This window comes from Devosia sp. Leaf64, assembly GCF_001421945.1.
Taxonomy (GTDB): domain Bacteria; phylum Pseudomonadota; class Alphaproteobacteria; order Rhizobiales; family Devosiaceae; genus Devosia.
In genome coordinates this window covers 14,380-32,511 of record NZ_LMLO01000006.1, presented here as the reverse complement: position 1 = coordinate 32,511, position 18,132 = coordinate 14,380, and the positions used below count along the sequence as shown (strand labels likewise).

At 61.7% G+C, this 18,132-nt stretch carries 18 protein-coding genes; 10 read left to right on the top strand and 8 right to left on the bottom strand.

What is annotated here, in order from left to right; all coding sequences use genetic code 11:
- Window positions 1-5 precede the first annotated feature (5 nt).
- Together ASE94_RS03895 and ASE94_RS03890 are read left to right on the top strand one after the other, a co-directional pair.
- Window positions 6-455 (top strand): NfeD family protein, encoded by a 450-nt coding sequence (locus tag ASE94_RS03895; RefSeq protein WP_062629288.1) that lies wholly within the window; start codon window positions 6-8, stop codon window positions 453-455.
- A gap of 86 nt (window positions 456-541) precedes the next feature.
- Window positions 542-1,912 carry an outer membrane beta-barrel protein gene (locus tag ASE94_RS03890; RefSeq protein WP_156351832.1) on the top strand — a complete coding sequence of 457 codons (1,371 nt, stop codon included), beginning with the start codon at window positions 542-544 and terminating at the stop codon, window positions 1,910-1,912.
- Window positions 1,913-1,924: 12 nt separating this feature from the next.
- Here the strand turns inward: ASE94_RS03890 and galU are convergent, their stop codons facing one another.
- Window positions 1,925-2,809, bottom strand: a complete 885-nt coding sequence (gene galU / locus ASE94_RS03885) for a UTP--glucose-1-phosphate uridylyltransferase GalU (protein ID WP_061907585.1) — start codon at window positions 2,807-2,809, stop codon at window positions 1,925-1,927.
- A 104-nt stretch (window positions 2,810-2,913) separates the two neighbouring features.
- On the opposite strand from galU, the gene galE reads away from it, so the two are divergent.
- From galE to ASE94_RS03870, 3 genes are all read left to right on the top strand, one after another.
- Window positions 2,914-3,900 carry a UDP-glucose 4-epimerase GalE gene (galE, locus tag ASE94_RS03880; protein ID WP_062629286.1) on the top strand — a complete coding sequence of 329 codons (987 nt, stop codon included), beginning with the start codon at window positions 2,914-2,916 and terminating at the stop codon, window positions 3,898-3,900.
- 8 nt (window positions 3,901-3,908) lie between these two features.
- Window positions 3,909-5,102 (top strand): lytic murein transglycosylase, encoded by a 1,194-nt coding sequence (locus ASE94_RS03875; protein WP_162236040.1) that lies wholly within the window; start codon window positions 3,909-3,911, stop codon window positions 5,100-5,102.
- 69 nt (window positions 5,103-5,171) lie between these two features.
- Window positions 5,172-6,329 (top strand): SGNH family hydrolase, encoded by a 1,158-nt coding sequence (locus ASE94_RS03870; protein WP_062629284.1) that lies wholly within the window; start codon window positions 5,172-5,174, stop codon window positions 6,327-6,329.
- A 7-nt stretch (window positions 6,330-6,336) separates the two neighbouring features.
- On the opposite strand, the gene ASE94_RS03865 is transcribed toward ASE94_RS03870, so the two are convergent.
- On the bottom strand, window positions 6,337-7,875 hold the full coding sequence (locus ASE94_RS03865) for an altronate dehydratase family protein (RefSeq protein WP_062629427.1): 1,539 nt from the start codon (window positions 7,873-7,875) through the stop codon (window positions 6,337-6,339).
- A gap of 148 nt (window positions 7,876-8,023) precedes the next feature.
- Here ASE94_RS03865 and ASE94_RS03860 point away from each other — a divergent pair, with 148 nt between their 5' ends.
- The 4 genes from ASE94_RS03860 (at window position 8,024) to ASE94_RS03840 (ending at window position 10,957) form a co-directional block, all read left to right on the top strand.
- Complete coding sequence (locus ASE94_RS03860) at window positions 8,024-8,743, top strand: GntR family transcriptional regulator (RefSeq protein ID WP_162236039.1); 720 nt, start codon at window positions 8,024-8,026, stop codon at window positions 8,741-8,743.
- A 16-nt stretch (window positions 8,744-8,759) separates the two neighbouring features.
- On the top strand, window positions 8,760-9,194 hold the full coding sequence (locus ASE94_RS03855; protein WP_062629282.1) for an RbsD/FucU domain-containing protein: 435 nt from the start codon (window positions 8,760-8,762) through the stop codon (window positions 9,192-9,194).
- Window positions 9,195-9,276: 82 nt separating this feature from the next.
- Window positions 9,277-10,128, top strand: a complete 852-nt coding sequence (locus tag ASE94_RS03850) for a fumarylacetoacetate hydrolase family protein (RefSeq protein ID WP_062629281.1) — start codon at window positions 9,277-9,279, stop codon at window positions 10,126-10,128.
- 472 nt (window positions 10,129-10,600) lie between these two features.
- A complete protein-coding gene (locus ASE94_RS03840) occupies window positions 10,601-10,957 on the top strand; it encodes a hypothetical protein (RefSeq protein WP_062629279.1) in 357 nt (118 codons plus the stop codon).
- A gap of 6 nt (window positions 10,958-10,963) precedes the next feature.
- Here ASE94_RS03840 and ASE94_RS03835 read toward each other — a convergent pair whose 3' ends face one another.
- The 5 genes from ASE94_RS03835 to ASE94_RS03815 form a co-directional block, all read right to left on the bottom strand.
- Window positions 10,964-11,839, bottom strand: a complete 876-nt coding sequence (locus tag ASE94_RS03835; RefSeq protein WP_062629278.1) for a cytochrome c — start codon at window positions 11,837-11,839, stop codon at window positions 10,964-10,966.
- Between the two features lie 67 nt (window positions 11,840-11,906).
- Window positions 11,907-12,848 (bottom strand): PfkB family carbohydrate kinase, encoded by a 942-nt coding sequence (locus tag ASE94_RS03830; protein ID WP_062629277.1) that lies wholly within the window; start codon window positions 12,846-12,848, stop codon window positions 11,907-11,909.
- Between the two features lie 132 nt (window positions 12,849-12,980).
- A complete protein-coding gene (locus ASE94_RS03825; RefSeq protein ID WP_200913591.1) occupies window positions 12,981-13,367 on the bottom strand; it encodes a RidA family protein in 387 nt (128 codons plus the stop codon).
- Window positions 13,368-13,375: 8 nt separating this feature from the next.
- The gene (locus ASE94_RS03820; RefSeq protein WP_062629276.1) at window positions 13,376-14,425 is read right to left on the bottom strand and encodes a DUF3298 domain-containing protein; all 1,050 of its coding nucleotides are present in this window, start codon (window positions 14,423-14,425) and stop codon (window positions 13,376-13,378) included.
- A 71-nt stretch (window positions 14,426-14,496) separates the two neighbouring features.
- Window positions 14,497-15,096, bottom strand: coding sequence for an alpha/beta hydrolase (locus tag ASE94_RS03815; RefSeq protein WP_062629275.1), 600 nt, complete (start codon window positions 15,094-15,096; stop codon window positions 14,497-14,499).
- A gap of 141 nt (window positions 15,097-15,237) precedes the next feature.
- On the opposite strand from ASE94_RS03815, the gene ASE94_RS03810 reads away from it, so the two are divergent.
- The gene (locus ASE94_RS03810; protein WP_062629274.1) at window positions 15,238-16,632 is read left to right on the top strand and encodes an L-serine ammonia-lyase; all 1,395 of its coding nucleotides are present in this window, start codon (window positions 15,238-15,240) and stop codon (window positions 16,630-16,632) included.
- Window positions 16,633-16,691: 59 nt separating this feature from the next.
- Here ASE94_RS03810 and ASE94_RS03805 read toward each other — a convergent pair whose 3' ends face one another.
- Entirely contained in the window at window positions 16,692-18,119 is a 1,428-nt protein-coding gene (locus tag ASE94_RS03805; protein WP_200913588.1) for a mannose-1-phosphate guanylyltransferase/mannose-6-phosphate isomerase, read from the bottom strand.
- Between the last annotated feature and the right edge of the window lie 13 nt (window positions 18,120-18,132).

Genomic DNA, 18,132 nt, shown 5'->3' with positions numbered 1-18,132 from the left:
CCGGCATGGCCCTCATCCAATTCCTCGCTGCTAACGCGCCATGGGCCTGGATCATCGCCGGCCTCGTGCTTCTTGGTCTCGAACTCGTCGTGCCGGGCGGTTTTCTCGTCTGGCTCGGCGTCGCCGGCATTGTCACCGGCATAGTCGTTTTCATCGAGCCGATCGCCTGGCCCTGGCAATGGCTTATGTTCGCTGTCTTGGCGCTTGTCGCCATCCTCCTCTGGACCCGGTTTAGCCGGAGCCGCTCGACGGACACCGATAGCCCCTATCTCAACCGCCGGGCCGATCGCTTCATCGGCCGCGAGGCCGTGCTTGAACAGCCGATAGCCGGTGGCTTTGGACGGCTGACACTCGACGACACAGTCTGGCGCGTGGCCGGGCCGGACCTGCCTGCCGGTAGCCGCATCCGCATCATCGGCAGCGATGGCGCAGTGCTTCGCGTCGAGGCCATTTAGGCCTCGGCAAGGGTTCGTTAACCATAAGCTGAAAGGATCGCGCGCGGAGCCCTCCGTTCTGGAGGCGCCCTGTTTTGGAGCGCGGCGTGTCCCAGAGGCAGCACAACAGGACCATCGCCTTGGGCGTGCTTGCCGGTATGCTGGCAAGCCCTGTCTTTGCAGCCCCCGCGCTTGTCGTTACCGACGAGACAACCGACACAAGCCAATCCACCACGACCGGCCAGACCAATCAGACCGGCCAAACCAACACCACCACGACGCGCCGCGTGACTGATGAGCCGGAAGACGTGACGGAGGATCGCCTCCGCCCAGGCGTCTATCCGGTCCAACCCGTTCCGCCCGAATTTGCCGTTGCCAACGATGCGCCGGAAACAGTGCCGCTCGATTGGTCCGTGGGCCTGCGTGGCACCTATACGACCTCCAACGGCCAGGAAACGTTTGTCACCCGCCTGACGCCGCAATTCACCGCGACGCATAATGGCGGCATTGCCGATCTTGTCTTTTCCGGTTCTGCCGAAATCGCCAAGGCCAATGGCCAGGATGTCATCACGGTCACGGCTGGCGGCCTCTCGCTCTCGGCCACCGCTCCAATCGATTCCAATACTTCGGTAAAAGCCGGCGCCAATATCGGCCTTTCGCAGGACCTGCCCGGCGCAGTTGGCCTCTCTCCCTTCGTGATCACCCCACCGCAAATCGTCACCGGCAGCATCGACCTTGGTGTCGATCGCCGTTTTGGTCACTTCAATGTCGGCATTAGCGGCGGGATCGACCGGGTGAATTATGGCCCCACCACGCGCACCGATACCGGCGTCACCGACAATTCCGAGCAGAATTATTGGTCCGGCAATGGCGCGTTGCGGCTTGGCTACCAGTTCACGCCGGTTCTGGAAGTCTTCGGCCAGGGCGAAGTGCAGCGCGACATTTTCGATGTCCAGACAGCCAGCCTTGGCGTTTATCCCAACGCGACCAATCGCAGCCTGCGTGCCGGCATTGCCGGCAAGTGGAACACCGCTTGGTCGGCTAGCGCCTCGGTTGGCGTTGGCGAACGTGTCTTCGATGAAGCGAGCCTCGGCGCCTTCCGCGCCCAGCTTTACGGTTTTGAAGTCAGCTACACGCCGGACCCGACCGTCAAGCTCACGGCGGGCCTCGACACGACCCTGTCACCCGCAGGCGCCGACAACCCCGGCACGGGCCGCATCCAATATGCGGCCTTTGCTCGCGCACAATATGATATCAACAGTTGGCTGCGCGTCCGCGCTTCGGCCGATTGGAGCAATTCCGAACTTGTCGGCACCGGCACAACCGATCGTCGCTTCGCCCTCGGCGGCGGCGCGGACTACGTGTTCAACAAGCACACGAGCCTCAACGCCGATTATGGCTATGCCAATAGCGACAATATCACGAGCGGCAACACCCAAAGCCATCAGGTCAGCCTGGGCGTCACCATTTCGCGCTAAGGCAGTCTTGCCTTAGAGGTGGTTTTCGAGATCGAGCTTGCGCAGTTCTTCGATGAAGCCGGGGCGGATATCGCCACGATCGAGCGCAAAGACCACATTGGCCGTCAGGAAGCCCAGCTTCGAGCCGCAATCGAAGACCTTGCCTTCATATTTGACGCCGGTGAACGGCTGCTGGCTCATCAGGGTCTGCATGGCATCGGTCAGCTGGATTTCACCACCCGCACCACGGGTCTGCTCGGCGAGCAGCGAGAAGATTTCCGGCTGCAGGATATAGCGGCCTGAGATGAAGAGATTGGACGGCGCGTCTTCGCGCTTGGGCTTTTCGACCATGCCATTGATGGCAAAGCCCTTGTCCGAGCCTTCGCCGCGCACGACGACACCATAGGACGACACATCTTCCCAGGCGCATTCCTCGACGCCGATGATATTGCCGGCGCTTTCTTCATAGGCGTCCATCATCTGCTTGAGGACACCGGGCTTGGCCTGGAAAATCATGTCCGGCAACAGCAGGGCAAAAGGCTGGTCGCCCACGATATCGCGCGCGCACCAGACGGCGTGGCCAAGCCCAAGTGGCTCCTGCTGGCGGGTAAAGCTGGTGCGGCCGGCCGATGGCAGGTCCTTGCGCAACTCGTCGAGCGCTGCGGTCTTGCCGCGCGATTCCAGCGTCGCTTCAAGTTCGAACTGGCGGTCGAAGTGATCCTCGATGACGCCCTTGTTGCGGCCGGTCACGAAAACGAAATGCTCGATCCCGGCTTCGCGGGCTTCATCGACGGCATATTGAATAAGGGGCCGGTCGACGACCGTCAGCATTTCCTTCGGCATGGCCTTGGTGGCAGGCAGGAAGCGGGTTCCGAGGCCTGCGACGGGAAAGACGGCGGTACGGACGCGTTTGGACACGGAAACTTCCCTTTGACACTATTGCGCAATGCTGTCGCTTGTCGGGCAACATCTGATACATAGCGCCTCGCGACAACAGTTTTTTCTGGGTAGGATTGGGACAAATGGCGATATTGGTTACCGGCGGCGCAGGCTATATTGGCAGCCATATGGTTCTCAATCTGGCCGATGCCGGCGAAGACGTTATCGTCCTCGACAACCTCGTCACCGGCTTCGATTGGGCTATCGATGGCCGCGCCCGCTTCGAGCAGGGCGATGCCGGTGACATCGATTTCGTCGTTGGCCTCATCGAAAAATACGGCATTACCGAAATCATTCACTTCGCCGGCTCCATCGTCGTGCCGGAATCGGTGACCAATCCGCTCAAATACTACGCCAACAACACCGCGACCTCGCGCAACCTCATCGAGGCGGCGGTCAAGGGCGGCGTAAAGCACTTCATCTTCTCTTCGACCGCGGCCGTTTACGGCATGACCGGCTTGGCGCCCGTCGTCGAGGATACCCCGCTCAATCCCATGTCGCCTTATGGCCGCTCCAAGCTCATGACCGAGTGGATGCTGGCCGACGTGGCAGCGGCTCATCCGCTGACCTTTGGCGTGCTCCGCTACTTCAACGTCGCCGGCGCCGATCCGCAGAAGCGCTCCGGTCAGTCGACGCCGCTTGCGACCCACCTCATCAAGGTCGCCTGCCAGACCGCGCTCGGCCAGCGCGAAAAGATGGATATCTTTGGCACCGACTATGAAACGCCAGACGGCACCTGCGTCCGCGACTATATCCACGTCACCGATCTGATTGCGGCGCATGCCCTGCTGCTCAGCCACCTGCGCCAGGGCGGCGAAAGCACGACGCTTAACTGCGCCTATGGGCGCGGCTATTCGGTGCGCGAAGTGGTCGAAACGGTCCGAAAAGTCTCGGGCATCAATTTCCGTGCCGAAGAAGGTCCGCGCCGCGCTGGTGATCCGGCGTCCATCACCGCCACCGGCGAAAAGGTCCGTTCGCTGCTCGGTTGGGTGCCCAAGCATGACGATCTCAACGAGATCGTCGACACCGCCTATAATTGGGAACGCCATCTCATGACCCGCAATCGCTGATGCACAAAATGCTGCGCGCGGCCGTCCTTGCCCTCAGCCTTCTGGCGACACCTGTCCTCGCGCAGGACGCCGCGTTCAGCCGGTTTCTTGCTGCGCTCAAGCCCGAAGCCATTGCGAGCGGGGTCGAACCTTCGACCTATGATGCGCTCACGCAGGGACTGACGCCCGATCCGCGTGTGCCCAATCTCGTCGAGACCCAGCCAGAGTTCACGGCCCCGGTCTGGGACTATATCGAAACCCGGGTCACCGATGGCCGCATCGGCCGCGGTCGCGCCGCGCTCGAACGCAACGCCAATCTCTTCTCGACCATTGGCCAGCAATATGGCGTCGATCCCTATCTCCTCGGCGCCATTTGGGGCATCGAGACCGACTATGGCGCCGTGCTCTCAAATGACAGCCTGATCCGCCCCATCGTCCGCTCGCTCGCTACGGTTACCTATCAGCAGCGCACGCGCTACGCTGAGGACAAGGCCGATTTCTTTGCCGCTCTTCTCCTCGCCCAGCGCAATGGCGGCATCTCGCCCATAGGGTCATGGGCCGGCGCCATCGGACACCTCCAGGTCAATCCGACCAATGTCATTGCCCATGGCGCCGATGGCGATGGTGACGGCCGCGTCGATCTTCACACATCGCTCGCCGACGCCCTGGCCACCTCCGCCAAGTTTCTCCGCGATCTCGGCTATCAGCCGGGCATGGATTGGGGCTTTGAGGTCGAAGTCCCGCAAGGTTTCGATTATCTCCTTGCGACGCGCGACCAGCTCCGCCCCATCAGCTTCTTTGCCGAGCGCGGCGTTACCCGCGTCTCCGGCCGTCCGTTTGCCGATGCTAACACGCCCGTTTTTCTTTATGTGCCGACAGGGCATCGCGGCCCGAAATTCCTGATGACGGCCAATTATCTGGTCTTAAAAGGCTATAATTTCTCGGACAGCTACGCCATGGCGGTCGCCCATCTGACCGATCGGCTCAAGGGCGGCGGCACTTTTGCAGCACCCTGGCCGCGCGATACCGCTTTCCCCAACATTGCTCAGCGCAAGTCCATTCAGCAGTCGCTCAAGCGTCTCGGCCTTTATGACGGTGCCGTCGATGGCCGCCTCGGCCCGATCACCCAAGCGGCTTATGCCCGGTTCCAGGCGGCCCGCGGCGAGATTGCCGATGGTTTCATCACCCGCGCCGCCGCCGATGCCCTCGCTGCGGCGCAGTAACGCCATGGCGAGCGGCATGGCCTTGGCCTCTTGCCTCTGCTAGACCCAAACGATGTTGCGGGACCACTTATGAAGCGCATTGTCCTTTTCCTGCTGATCGTGTTGTTCGCGGCCGTCGAGACCGCGCCCTCTTTCGCGCAGGCCGAGCAGCGTTTCGAGGTCGCCCAGCAGCAAAAGCGCCGCACGCTGTTCGACGTACTTTTTGGCGATGAGCCCCAGCAGGCGCCGCCCCCGGTCCAGCAGCAAGCGCCGCGGAAGGCCGCGCCAGTTGCCGCCCTGCCCCCGCCAAAACCGCAAGTCGAAAAAGCCGAAAACGCCACACGCCTTGCCGTCTTCGGCGATTCCCTCGCCGTCGATCTCGCCAAGGCGCTCGAGCGCTTTTACGCCGAAGACCCAAATCTCGTCGTCATCAACCAGGGCGTCGGCTCCTCCGGCTTCGTGCGCGATGACTATTTTGATTGGAACAAGACGGTCGGCGAACAGATTGCCGTGGATAGCTTCGATCTCGCTGTCGTCATCATCGGCGTCAATGATCGCCAGGAGATCAAGGTCGACGGCCAAAGCTATCCGTCCCTGACCCCGCAATGGACCGCCGCCTATCAGGCTCGCGTCAATACGTTCCTCGGCCAGCTGCGCGCTGCGCGGAAGCCGGTGATCTGGGTTGGTCTCCCGCCCATGTCAAAAACCGAATATTCCGCCGCCATGAGCCAGATCAGCGCCCTCTTCAAAATGGCGGCCTTTTCGGGCGGCGCCGAATATCTCGATATCTATGATCGTTTTCTCGGCGAAGACGGCAAATATTCGTCCCAGGGTCCGGACGTGAACGGCCAGAACACCCGAATGCGCAAGGACGATGGCATTCATTTCTCGACTGCGGGCGCCGACAAGCTCGCCTTTTATATCAGCCAGTCCATCCGCACCTTCTATCGCGGTGGCGGCCTGACCGTGGCCGTCGCCGACCCACTTCTCGGCACGGACGCTGCCGCTATGCTGCGCCCGCCCTACCAGGGCCAGGGCCAGACGCGTCTCCTGGAGGTTGCCGGGGCCGTCGTGCCGATCAGCCGCGCCCCGCAACGCGCCGCCGACCTTCTCATTGCTGCGCCGCAAGCCGCCAACGATAACGGCTTTACGCTTGAGCAGCTCATGGCTGCTCCAATCGGCCGGGTCGATGCCTTTGGCGTCGGGATCGACCCGAGCGCCGACACAGCGAACGAGGGCGAGCGCTAGGCTCGCCTTACATCACCGCGCCAACCTGCCACGGCACGAATTCGTTGTCGCCATAGCCGAGCTTTTCCGACTTGGTCTCTTCGCCCGAGGCCACCCGCAGCATGAGATCGAAAATCTCCTGCCCCTTGGCTTCGATGGAAACGCCTTCGACGATATCGCCGCAATTGACGTCCATATCGTCGGTCATGCGGCCATAGAGTTCGGAATTGGTCGCGAGCTTGATCGACGGCACCGGCTTGCAGCCATAGGCCGAGCCGCGGCCGGTGGTGAAGGCCAGGATATTCGCACCGCCCGCCACCTGCCCCGTCGCCGACACCGGATCGAAGCCCGGCGTGTCCATGAACACAAAACCCTTTTCGGTCACCGGCTCGGCATATTCATAAACCGCCGTCAGTGGCGAGGTGCCGCCCTTGGCCGCAGCGCCCAGCGATTTCTCGAGGATCGTCGTCAGCCCGCCAGCCTTGTTGCCGGGGGACGGATTATTGTTCATCTCGCCGCCATTGCGCTGGGTGTAGTCCTCCCACCACTTGATGCGCGAAAGCAGCTTTTCACCCACTTCGCGATTGACCGCGCGGCGGGTGAGCAGGTGCTCGGCGCCATAGATCTCGGGAGTTTCCGAAAGGATCGCCGTCCCGCCATTACGCACGAGAAGATCGGCCGCAACGCCAAGCGCCGGATTTGCCGTGATCCCCGAATACCCGTCTGAGCCACCGCATTGCAGGGCAAGTGTCAGTTCCGAAGCCGGCACCGTCTCGCGCTTTGCCCGTGCGGCAATCGGCAGCATTTCCTTGATCCGCTCGACGCCCCAGTCGATCATCTTCTTGGTCCCGCCGATCTCCTGGATCGTCATGGACTGGAACGTGTCTGTCTCGGTCATCCCATAGGATTGCTTCATCCGCTCGATCTGGAAGACTTCGCAGCCAAGACCGACCAGTAGCGCCGCGCCGAGATTGGGGTTTGCCGTGTAGCCCCACTGCGTGCGCCGCAGGATCTGATAGCCCTCGCCCTGATTGTCCATGGCGCAGCCCGTGCCGTGGACGAAGGGAATGATGCCGTCGATCTCGGGATAGTCGTCCAAAATGCCGGAATTGTTGATCGCTTGCGCCATGAACTTGGCAACCGTCGCCGAGCAGTTCACCGATGTCAGAATGCCGATATAGTTGCGCGTCCCGACCTTGCCATTGGCACGGCGATAGCCTTGGAACGTCGCCTGCGTTGACCCCGTCAAAAATTCGACCGGCATCGCGCCCTCGGCAAAGGCATAGTCGTGTTCAAGCGTGCCGTCTGGCCCGCCCATGCCGCAATTGTGCTCATGCACCCAATCGCCGGCGGGAATGCCATCTTTCGCAAAGCCGATGATCTGCCCGAACTTGACGATGGCCTCGCCCGCCGCGATCGGCCGCGTCGCAAACTTATGCCCGCGCGGCACGCGCTTGACGATCGAAACGCCCTGCGCCGTCTCCGTGCCGGGATCGAGATTGGCCAGCGCCACGGCGATGTTGTCGGCGCCATTCAGCGTCAGGGTCTTGCCTTGCGGGCGGGTCATGGTTTCGGACATGGGGGCGTTCCGGCAGAAAGAGGTCTCAACAGGTGCTTTACGCTTTGGCCCGTCGCAGTCAGATTGGGCCATTGCGGGACGGCTGCGCACTAACTAACATGTTAGCATGAACAACCATACAAGTTCTTATTCTTTTTTGACACGGCCAGCGACGCTTGCGCGCGGCAATGTGACTGCCGAGGTGACGCAGGCGCTGCGTCAAGGCATTGTCACGCTGGCGCTGCCGCCCGGCACAGTGCTCGATAAGGCAGGTATCTGCGCCCATTTCGACGTTTCGCGCTTCCCCGTCAGCGAGGCCTTTGCGCGGCTTGCCGAAGAGGGCCTCGTCGACATCGCGCCGCAGCGCGGCTCGACCGTTTCCCTCGTCCGCATCGCCGACGTCCGCGAATATATGCTGATCCGCAAAGGCCTCGAAAGCGAAGCGCTCCGTGTTCTTATCGGCCGGCACGATGCCGAATTGGTCGCCGCACTTCAGACCAACATGGCCGATCAGCGCGCCGCCGCCGCCCGCGACGACAGCGAAACTTTCCACCAGATCGACATCGATTTTCACGACATCATCTTCCGCTCGATGCGGATGACCAAGGTCAAGGCCATCATCGACAAGGCCCGCGCCAATCTCGACCGCGCCCGCCGCCTGATCATCACGCCGCGCCGTCTCGCCCTCACCATCGCCGAGCATCAGGCCATTCTCGCTGGCATCGTCGCCGGCGACACGCCGCAGGCCATCGCCGCGATCCGCGCGCATATCGATGCCGTCATGGTCGAGCTCTTCGCTTTCGCCCGCGAGCACCCGCAAATGTTTGCCGACGGCGCCGAAGGCGCGCTCGACCACGGCGACTTCCCCTTCGGCTGATCCTTTTGGAGACACTATGCTCAAGCTTATCCCGCCCATTCTGGGCCCAGAACTCCTCGCCACCCTCCGCGCCATGGGCCATGGCGACGAGATTGTCATCGCCGATGCAAATTTCCCCGCCGAATTTCTTGGGCCCAACGTTCACCGCGCCGACGGCATCTCGGCGACCGACATGCTCGAGGCCATCCTGACGCTGATGCCGCTCGATGAATTCGTCGAGGAGACCGCCATCGGCATGGCCGTCGTCGATCATCCCGAACAGCGCGAGCCTATCTACGACACCTTTGAAGAGATCATCCGCCGCCACGAACCGGCCAAGAGCTTTTCGACCATCGAACGCTTCGCCTTCTATGATCGCGCCAAGAAAGCCGTCGCCGTCGTCCAGACCGGCGAACACCGGCTATATGCCAATATCATCCTGAAAAAGGGCATCATCCGCCCCAAGGCCTGATCACCGCAGCGAACGAAAGTCGCGCTCGACACCAAGACCACCCGCCTCCATCAACAGGCGACACCGAAGAGGATTTTTGCCTATGAAACTGCTCCGCGTCGGCCCCAAGGGTTCCGAAAAGCCTGCCATTCTCGCCCAGGATGGCTCGATCCGCGACCTCACCGGCGTGGTCGGCGATATCGGCGGCTCAACACTCCTTCCCGAAGGCCTCGCCAAGATTGCCGGCACGGATATCGACCTCCTGCCCAAGCTCGACGCGTCCGAGCGCATCGGCCCCTGCGTCGCCAATGTCGGCAAATTCATCTGCATCGGCCTCAACTACGCCGACCATGCCGCCGAGACCGGCGCAAAAATTCCGGAAGAGCCGATCATCTTCATGAAGGCCACCAGCGCCATCATCGGCCCCAATGACGATGTCATCATCCCCAAAAACGCCATCAAGCCCGATTGGGAAGTCGAACTGGCCGTGGTCATCGGCAAGGAAGCGCGGTACGTCGACGAAGCCGATGCGCTTGATCACGTCGCCGGCTATTGCGTTTGCAACGACGTGTCCGAGCGCCACTTCCAGACCGAACGCGGCGGCACCTGGGACAAGGGCAAGGGCGCAGACACTTTTGGGCCCATCGGTCCCTGGCTCGTCACCAAGGACGAAGTGGCCGATCCGCAGAACCTCTCCATGTGGCTCGAAGTCGACGGCCACCGCTACCAGAACGGCTCGACCAAGACGATGATCTTTGGCGTTGCCAAGGTCGTTTCCTATGTCAGCCAGTTCATGAGCCTCCAGCCCGGCGACGTCATCACCACGGGCACCCCGCCCGGCGTCGGCATGGGCATCAAACCCGACCCCGTCTGGCTCAAACCTGGCAACGTCATGCACCTCGGCATCGAGGGCCTCGGCGAGCAGAAGCAGAACGTGAAGGCGTACACGGCTTAAGCGATGAGATCGCCTATAGGTACGATTATGTACGTACTATAACCGAGACTATATGATGCTTCGCGGTCAGATCCGCGGAGCACTGCCCCTTGTCCAAACTGGTTGTCCACACGCAAGTTGGTGAGATTCTTGAACGTGGCAGTTCTCACGCATTTCCTTGCACGCTCGACGACGAGGTAAATTTCTCTCACAGACTTGGCGAGCTTGCGATCCTCGCGGAGCTGGGGCCTTCCTACATAGCGGGTTACGTTGCTCTGGGCGAAATCGACTTTTTCAGCAATGAGGGTGGGGAGAGCTATGTTCATCTCAAGAACATAAGCCCGTTCGCGGAGCCCATACCGTTCAGAGACCAAGCGCCGGCAGCGCCCAGAATCGATCAGATCCCCGATGATGTGTACGAAGAAATCATCTCAAAGGTCACAGGCATCAAAAACGCACAAGACCCCTCGGCGCAAGTTTCATATCCGAGACCTTGGGCCGCGTGCTCGCGCAGGTCAAACGGGATCAAAGGGGCGTTTGTAGCTTCTCCGGCATCGCAACCGATAACGGCGTCGCCACCTTCATTCGTCCCATGCAGGACGGCGGAACACTGCACGTCAACAATCTGCTTTTCCTCGATAGCGAAGCATCTGAACTCTTCAAGACCTTCGACTGGACGATCGGTCCACACCTGCAGATCGTCGTCGATTTGTTCGCCGCCACGCCCGACTTCGCGGCTACGGTCAATCCAAAGGGCAAGCTGCTTCTAAAAAGTCTGGCGGCCCTCGACCAAGACGCAGTGGCTTGGCACCGCCAGCAATTCATTGCCAAGCACCTAAGCGCTCCTTAGCCTCGATCACTCCGCCAACAAATACGTCGCCACCGCCGTCCGGTCTTCCGGGGTCCAGAACGATGTTCCATCGGCGATCACTTCGCCCATCGGGCCGCCGAGAACGTCGAAGCCCGGGGTGAAACCGTCCTGCAGTGTCTGGGCCAGTGTCTCTACGTCGTAGCCCGCTTCGACCAATGCCGCGCGCGTCAGCGCCGGTGCCTTGCCGCCGGTGCCGCCTGGCGAGCCGGCAAAGGCCTGGTTCCATTCGAGCGCACCCAAGGCATTGCGTGGCGTGTGGCAAGCGACGCAATGCGCCGGGCCGGTCGCGAGATATTTGCCGCGATTATAGACATCGTCGCGTCCAGCCTCCGGCTCGAAGCGATGCGGCGAGAAGAAGAGGTTCTTCCAGCCGGCCATCAGCAAGCGCACATTGAAAGGGAACGGGATTTGGCTCTGGGCCGCCGGCGTCGTCACCGGCTCGGTCGCCATCAGCGCCGCATAGAGATCAACGATCTCCTGGTCGCTCATCAGCGTGTAATTTTCATAAGGAAAAGCGGGGTAGAGGTGTCCCTGTGGCCCCATGCCGTCGCTCATTGCGGCAGAGAACTGCTCGACCGTCCAGTTTCCGATACCGACATTGGGGTCGGAGGTAATATTGGGCGGCACGAATGTTCCGAATTGCGTCACGAGCCCCGCGCCACCGGCCAGTTCCGCGCCGCCTGCAGCGGCATTGGTGTGGCAAGCAACGCAGCCGCCGAGACGCATGGCATATTGGCCGCGCGTGACATCGCCAGCCAGGCTCAGATCACGCGCTGGCCCCGTCACCGGCTTGAGGAAATAGGCAACAGTTGCCGCTCCCACCACCACGACGGCCCCGAGGACCACCCAACGCTTTTTCATGACAAACCCCGGTTGACGCTAAAGCGATCACACCAGAGTGAGCGAAAAACCGCAATGGTATCAGTGGTCAACTGCGCGAGAGGACGGCATCGACTTCGGCGCGGGTTGGCGGCTTGCAGCCTTTTTGTGCGCAATTGAGCCCGGCGACCACGGCGCCGAAGCGCAGTGTCGTTTCAAGCGCCGCCTGATCGAGCTGTCCCAATTGGCCGAGCTTGAGCGCGCCGGTTTCGTGAAGCCAGGTCAGGATGCCTGCCATCAAGCTATCGCCCGCACCCACGGTGTCACCGAAAACCGGCGGCGCATAAATGCCGGCTTTGCCCTCGGCGACATTGGAAAACGCGCGCGAACCGTGCTCGCCGAGGGTCACCACGACCAATTCGCAGTTGGGCCGGTCGAGCAGCATTTTGGCGTGCTCTTCGATCGTCACACCGGGCTCGAGCCAGTCGTGATCTTCCTCGGACAATTTGATGATGTGGGCGAGATCGAGAAAATCTTCGAGGCGGCGGCGGTAGCCGTCTTCGTCGTCGACCTTGCGCACATTGATGTCGAAGGAAATGGTGGCGCCACGCCCGATCGCCGCTTTGACGACTGGGAGCCACTTGGCCCAGTCTTCTTCCAGCATCGGCGCAAAGCCGCCGATCTGGTAAAGTTCTATCGCGTGCGGCAGGGCCGCCATCAGCCCGTCCTGGGTGAAAGCGCGATCCGCCCCGCGCTCGAAGACGTAGCTCGCCTGCATCTTGGCGTTGAAGGTGATCACGGCCTTCGTTGTCGGCTCTTCGACGCGGTCGGTCATCAGTAGCGTCACGCCAGCCTCGGCAAGAGGCGCGAGCAGCATGTCGCCATACTGATCGGTGCTGATGGGGCACAAAAAACCGGTCTCGTTGCCGAGCTTGGCAAGGGCAATGGCGCAATTGAAGGGCGAGCCGCCGGGCAAGGCCAGAATTTCGGCGCCCGGCTCTGCCGATACCGGCACCAGATCAACCAGACTTTCCCCACCCACAACAAACATAGCGCGCTCCTCAGCCGTTCGGCCAGCCCTTAGCATTTTCTGGCGGCCTCCCGCCAGCCGCTTCCTGCGTGCAATCTTTTGGTCTGATGCAAGTCTGGCGAAAGGCGACGAAGGCTCGCCATCCCCTCAAAATTAGGGCCGCCGCGCGACGAGATCGATCTCGACCAAAGCGCCAACAGCCAGCGCCGTCACGCCCACAGTTGTTCGCGCCGGCAGCTTTCCCGGCTCGAAGAATGTCGGCCACAGTGCATTGAGCGCGGCATAGTCACGCTCGAATTCGGTGAGATAAATCCGCGCCATGATCACATCCGCAAGGCTAAGCCCGATGCCACCGAGCACGATTTTTAGATTCTCGACCACCCGCCGTGTCTGCGCCTCGACCCCCTCGGGCAGCGGCGCATTTGGCGCCGCGGGATCGGTGGGCATCTGCCCGGTAACGAAGACAAAGCCATTGGCTTCAACCGCATGGCTAAAGGGCGCCACCGGCTGCGGCCCGGAGGCGATCATGTGATGGAGAATATCGCTCATCAGTAGCGCACCTGATCCGCAGTCTCGGAGAGATAGGGCTGCAATTTCTCCCAGCTCACCCGCGCCGTCGGCGCGCCATATGCATAGGCCGAAACTTCGTAGGGTTCGAATTGCAGGATCAAAGCATAGGGATCGGAGAGATCCCAGCGCGAGGGATCGGCGACCGCATCGGCGATATAGGACGTATCGTCGAGCATCAGGTTTTCGCCGTGCTCGTCCTTGAGCGCTTCGACGGTGAGATCGAGCAATTCGGCCTGCCAGCGCTTGCCCGTGAAAATATCTTTGGCCTCGAGCGCCCGGTCTTCTTCGCGCAGATAGTGAAGATAGGTCAGCCCATAATTGCCGTGGGCCGCGCCGTGGCCATACCAATAGGTGGTAACGTCGAGCGAGATCTGGTTGCCGCCGACCTCTTTCACCTCGATCGAATTGCTGGTGTCGCTCGTGGCATCGGATTCGACGTCCTGCTCAGAGCCATCTCCGCCCGCAATGTCCGAGAGCTTATTGGCTTCCGCCTCGACGAACGTGTTGAACGTTGCCGCAAATGGCTCTTCGGAGTCGAGCTGCACATAGCTCAACTCGTGCTGTGCCACCGCCCAAGGCGCGTCTTGCTCATCCTCGGCATTGGGATCGGGCATGGCCGCATAGTGCGCCCGCGGGTAAAACCGCATGCCATTGATCATGCGGCTTGATTCCAAAACGCCGCTGCGGCCGTTGAACAGGTTGATCAGGCACTGCTGCGCGTTCTCGCCATAGGTGCCGGTCGTGAGCGGCTTTGCATCCGGCGAACAGGATTGCTGCGCAAAATCGAGCCAGGCGCGCTGGTCCTCGCGGACCCCGGCCAAGGCCTTGTCGGAAAGACCACCAATCGCCGTCGCATAGCTCTTCGCCAGCCGCTCGTCCGCCGCCGAAAGCCCATCGCTTGCACAGATGGCCTTCTCGAACGGCGTCGACGCCTTGGCGCAATCAAAGCTCGCCGCCTGCACCGCAACATTGGGCAAGGCTGGCGTGACGGAAAGGGCGAGGGCAAGCAGAGCGAGGTGACGAGACATTCCCATCCTCCGGAATTGACTGGCCCCGATTGGCCCCAGTTCCGTCCGCCCGTCAACCCCCGCCGCCACACTCAAGCCGAGAGAAATGTCCGCGCCGCCAGCAGCTCTTCCTGCCGGATTTCGTGCCCGCCTTCGTGCCAAACGAGCTCCGTTCCGGCGCCATTGCCAAGAAAATAGTCGGCCAGTTTTTCCGTCATTTGCGCTGGCGCAATCGGGTCGCGCCGCCCCGCCGTCAGCAACACGCGCCGCCCCGAGAAATCTGCCTTTTGCGGCGCAAAGGGAATAAGCGGATGCATTAATACCGTCGCATCGAACAGGTCCGGCGCCGCAAATTGCACCGAGGCCAGAATATTGGCGCCATTGGAATAGCCGAGCCCCAAAACCTTCGAGGATTTTCGTGCCGCGATCTGCTCGCGCACGAAATTCGCCATGGCTTCGGTCCGCTGCGCCAGGTCGGCCATGTCATAGACGCCCTCGCCGGTGCGACGGAAATAACGCAGCGCCCCCTGCTCGCTGACATCTCCCCGCGGCGCGACACGCGCAGCATCTGGCACGAGTTGCGCGGCGAGCTCGAAGAACTGGTTTTCGTCCCCGCCCGTGCCGTGAAAAAGCAGGATCAGCGGAGCCTCAGCCGTGCTGCCTTCGGCGCTGCGGAAGTGGTATGAAGCCATAATGCGTCTCCTTCTTTGTCGTCCCATCGATATCGGCAGGCGCACAGTCAAGGCAATCTCTGCCTCCCGCCACGCTCCGTTGCCGATTCCGAAACAATCCTCTGGCTTTGCAGGTGGCGCCGCCTTTGGCTAAGGTGCGCCATGTTCCTTTCAGTCTTTGACGTCTTCAAGATCGGCATCGGCCCCTCGAGTTCCCACACCATGGGCCCGATGTCCGCCGCCGGACGGTTTTTGTCCGAACTCAAAGACGGCAACTGGCCCCGTGCCCGCAGCGCCACGCCGGCTGCCATTACCGCCAGCCTTCACGGCTCGCTTGCCTTTACCGGCATCGGCCATGGCAGCGATCGCGCCGTCATCCTGGGCCTTGCCGGTGAAAACCCACGCGACATCGACCCAGACCGCATGGATGCCATTATCGATGAGATCAGGCAAACTGGCCGCGTCAACCCGCCCGGCCATCCCGGCTATCGCTTCCGGCCGGCCGTCGATCTGGTCCTCGATACCAAAACACCCCTCCCCGGCCATCCCAATGGCATGCAGTTTTCCGCCTTCGACACCGATGGCCAACTGCTCCTCCGCCGCGCCTATTTTTCCATCGGCGGAGGCTTCGTCGTCAGCCAGGACGAATTGTCGGCCCTCAAATCTGACACCGTGCCGCCACAGGACACACCTTGGCCCTTCGCCAATGCAGCCGAAATGCTCGACATGGCCCGGCGCTCCGGCCTCTCCATTGCCGCCATGAAGCGCGCCAATGAGGAAGCGCGACTTTCCCGCCAGCAGCTCGACAAGGGCCTCGACGATATCTGGTCTGCCATGACCAATTGCATCGATCGTGGCTTGGCACAGGACGGCATCCTGCCCGGTGGTTTAAAAGTCCGGCGCCGCGCCAAGGCCCTCCATAGCCAACTCGCCGCCCGCTGGCAGCGGAATGAAATCGATCCCTTGAGCGGCAATGATTGGCTCAGTCTTTTTGCTATGGCGGTCAATGAGGAAAACGCCGCTGGCGGCCGCGTGGTCACCGCCCCGACCAATGGCGCCGCCGGCGTCATTCCCGCGGTGCTGCGTTATGCGGTGCAATTCCAATCCGGCATGGGCCAGGCTGCCATCCGCGATTTTCTACTGACCGCCGCAGCCATCGGCGGCATCCTCAAGCACAATGCCTCGATCTCAGGCGCCGAAGTCGGCTGCCAGGGCGAAGTCGGCTCAGCCTCGGCCATGGCTGCCGCCGGCCTCTGCGCCATTTGGGGCGGCAGCCCCGAGCAGATCGAAAACGCCGCCGAGATCGCGCTAGAACATCACCTCGGCATGACCTGCGACCCCGTCGGCGGCCTGGTGCAAATCCCCTGCATCGAGCGCAACGCCTTCGGCGCCGTCAAAGCCGTCACCGCCGCCTCGCTCGCCCTCAAAGGCGACGGCATCCACGCGGTTCCCCTCGACGCCTGCATCGAAACCATGCGCCAGACCGGCCTCGACATGAGCGAAAAATATAAGGAAACGAGCCAAAGCGGGCTGGCTGTCAACGTCGTCGCCTGCTGACAGAGAGCCACGGGCCCAGTCCCTCCCCCTACCAGGGGGAGGCTAGGAGGGGGTAAACCTCAATTCCGCCCGAACTCATCCTCAATACGGATGATATCGTCTTCGCCAAGATAAGACCCGGTCTGCACTTCGATCAGCTCCAACTCGATCTTGCCCGGATTGGCGAGACGATGGGTGCAACCAAGCGGCAGATAGATCGACTGGTTTTCCGAGAGCATGGTCACGGTGCCATCGACCGTCACTTCTGCCGTGCCGCGCACCACGATCCAGTGCTCGGACCGATGATGGTGTTTTTGGAGGCTCAGCTTCTTGCCGGGCTTGACGAAGAGCTTCTTCACCTGGAAGCGCTCACCCATCAGGATCGAGGAATACCCGCCCCAAGGCCGGTAGGATGTTTTGTGCGTTTCGGTCAGCGCACGCGTCGCAGCATCAGCTTTCAGTGACTTGGCAATCGCCCCGACATTCTGCGCCTGGCTCAGGCGGCCAACGAACACAGCGTCTTCTGTCGCGATAACCGCGACATCATCAAGTCCATCGACGACGACATGCGCCGTCTCGCTGACCACAAGCGTATTGGTGGTATTGGACAACCGCGCCGGACCCGTTACGGCATTGCCGTTCGCATCCCGCTCCTTGCCCTTCCACACCGCATCCCAGGCACCGAGATCGGACCATTCGAACGAGACCGGCAACACCGCTGCCTTGCTGGTACGCTCGAAGATCGCATAGTCGACCGAGATATTGGGCGAAGCGGCAAAAGCCGTCTCATCGAGCCGGATGAAGTCGAGATCGCGCTTGGCCGCCGAAACCGCGCCCTTGGCCGCGGCAAATACATCCGGCGCCAGCTTCTCGCACTCGGCGAGGAACACCTTGGCCGGCAGCATGAACATGCCCGAATTCCAGGCAAACCCGCCCTGCGCCAACATGGCTTCAGCCTTTTCCAGGTTCGGCTTTTCGACGAAAGCCTGAACCTTGTGCGCGCCATGGCTCAGGCTATCGCCGATCGCGATATAGCCATAGCCCGTTTCCGGCCGATCCGGCGTGATCCCGAACGTCACGAGATGCCCATCGCGCGCTGCCAGCGCCGCATTGTCCACCGCGCCGAAATATTCTGCGCTCGCTGGGATCAGATGGTCAGACGCCAACACATGAATGATGGCATTTTCATCTTGGCTCACCGTCACCAGCGCCGCCGCCGCAATCGCTGCCGCCGTATTGCGCGCCATCGGCTCAAGCAGGATCGCACCCAAGGCAATGCCGAGCTCCTGCGCCTGTTCGGCGACAAGAAAGCGATATTCGGCATTGGTGATGACGATCGGCGCGCCATAGCGCCCGGCATCCTTCACCCGCTCCAGGCTTTGCTGAAAAAGACTCGTCTCACCCACAAGGTCGATAAACTGCTTGGGCCGCGCCGAACGCGACTTCGGCCACAAACGCGTACCCTGGCCGCCAGCCAGAATGACAGGAATAACGACGCTCACGCTCAACCTCGAAAGTGGA

Bases quoted from the DNA above. Each gene is read 5' to 3' on its own strand.
- ASE94_RS03895 (WP_062629288.1), top strand. From the start codon at position 6: ATGGCCCTCATCCAATTCCTCGCTGCTAACGCGCCATGGGCCTGGATC.
- galE (WP_062629286.1), top strand. From the start codon at position 2,914: ATGGCGATATTGGTTACCGGCGGCGCAGGCTATATTGGCAGCCATATG.
- ASE94_RS03875 (WP_162236040.1), top strand. From the start codon at position 3,909: ATGCTGCGCGCGGCCGTCCTTGCCCTCAGCCTTCTGGCGACACCTGTC.
- ASE94_RS03870 (WP_062629284.1), top strand. From the start codon at position 5,172: ATGAAGCGCATTGTCCTTTTCCTGCTGATCGTGTTGTTCGCGGCCGTC.
- ASE94_RS03865 (WP_062629427.1), bottom strand. From the start codon at position 7,875: ATGACCCGCCCGCAAGGCAAGACCCTGACGCTGAATGGCGCCGACAAC.
- ASE94_RS03855 (WP_062629282.1), top strand. From the start codon at position 8,760: ATGCTCAAGCTTATCCCGCCCATTCTGGGCCCAGAACTCCTCGCCACC.
- ASE94_RS03850 (WP_062629281.1), top strand. From the start codon at position 9,277: ATGAAACTGCTCCGCGTCGGCCCCAAGGGTTCCGAAAAGCCTGCCATT.
- ASE94_RS03835 (WP_062629278.1), bottom strand. From the start codon at position 11,839: ATGAAAAAGCGTTGGGTGGTCCTCGGGGCCGTCGTGGTGGTGGGAGCG.
- ASE94_RS03830 (WP_062629277.1), bottom strand. From the start codon at position 12,848: ATGTTTGTTGTGGGTGGGGAAAGTCTGGTTGATCTGGTGCCGGTATCG.
- ASE94_RS03820 (WP_062629276.1), bottom strand. From the start codon at position 14,425: ATGTCTCGTCACCTCGCTCTGCTTGCCCTCGCCCTTTCCGTCACGCCA.
- ASE94_RS03815 (WP_062629275.1), bottom strand. From the start codon at position 15,096: ATGGCTTCATACCACTTCCGCAGCGCCGAAGGCAGCACGGCTGAGGCT.
- ASE94_RS03810 (WP_062629274.1), top strand. From the start codon at position 15,238: ATGTTCCTTTCAGTCTTTGACGTCTTCAAGATCGGCATCGGCCCCTCG.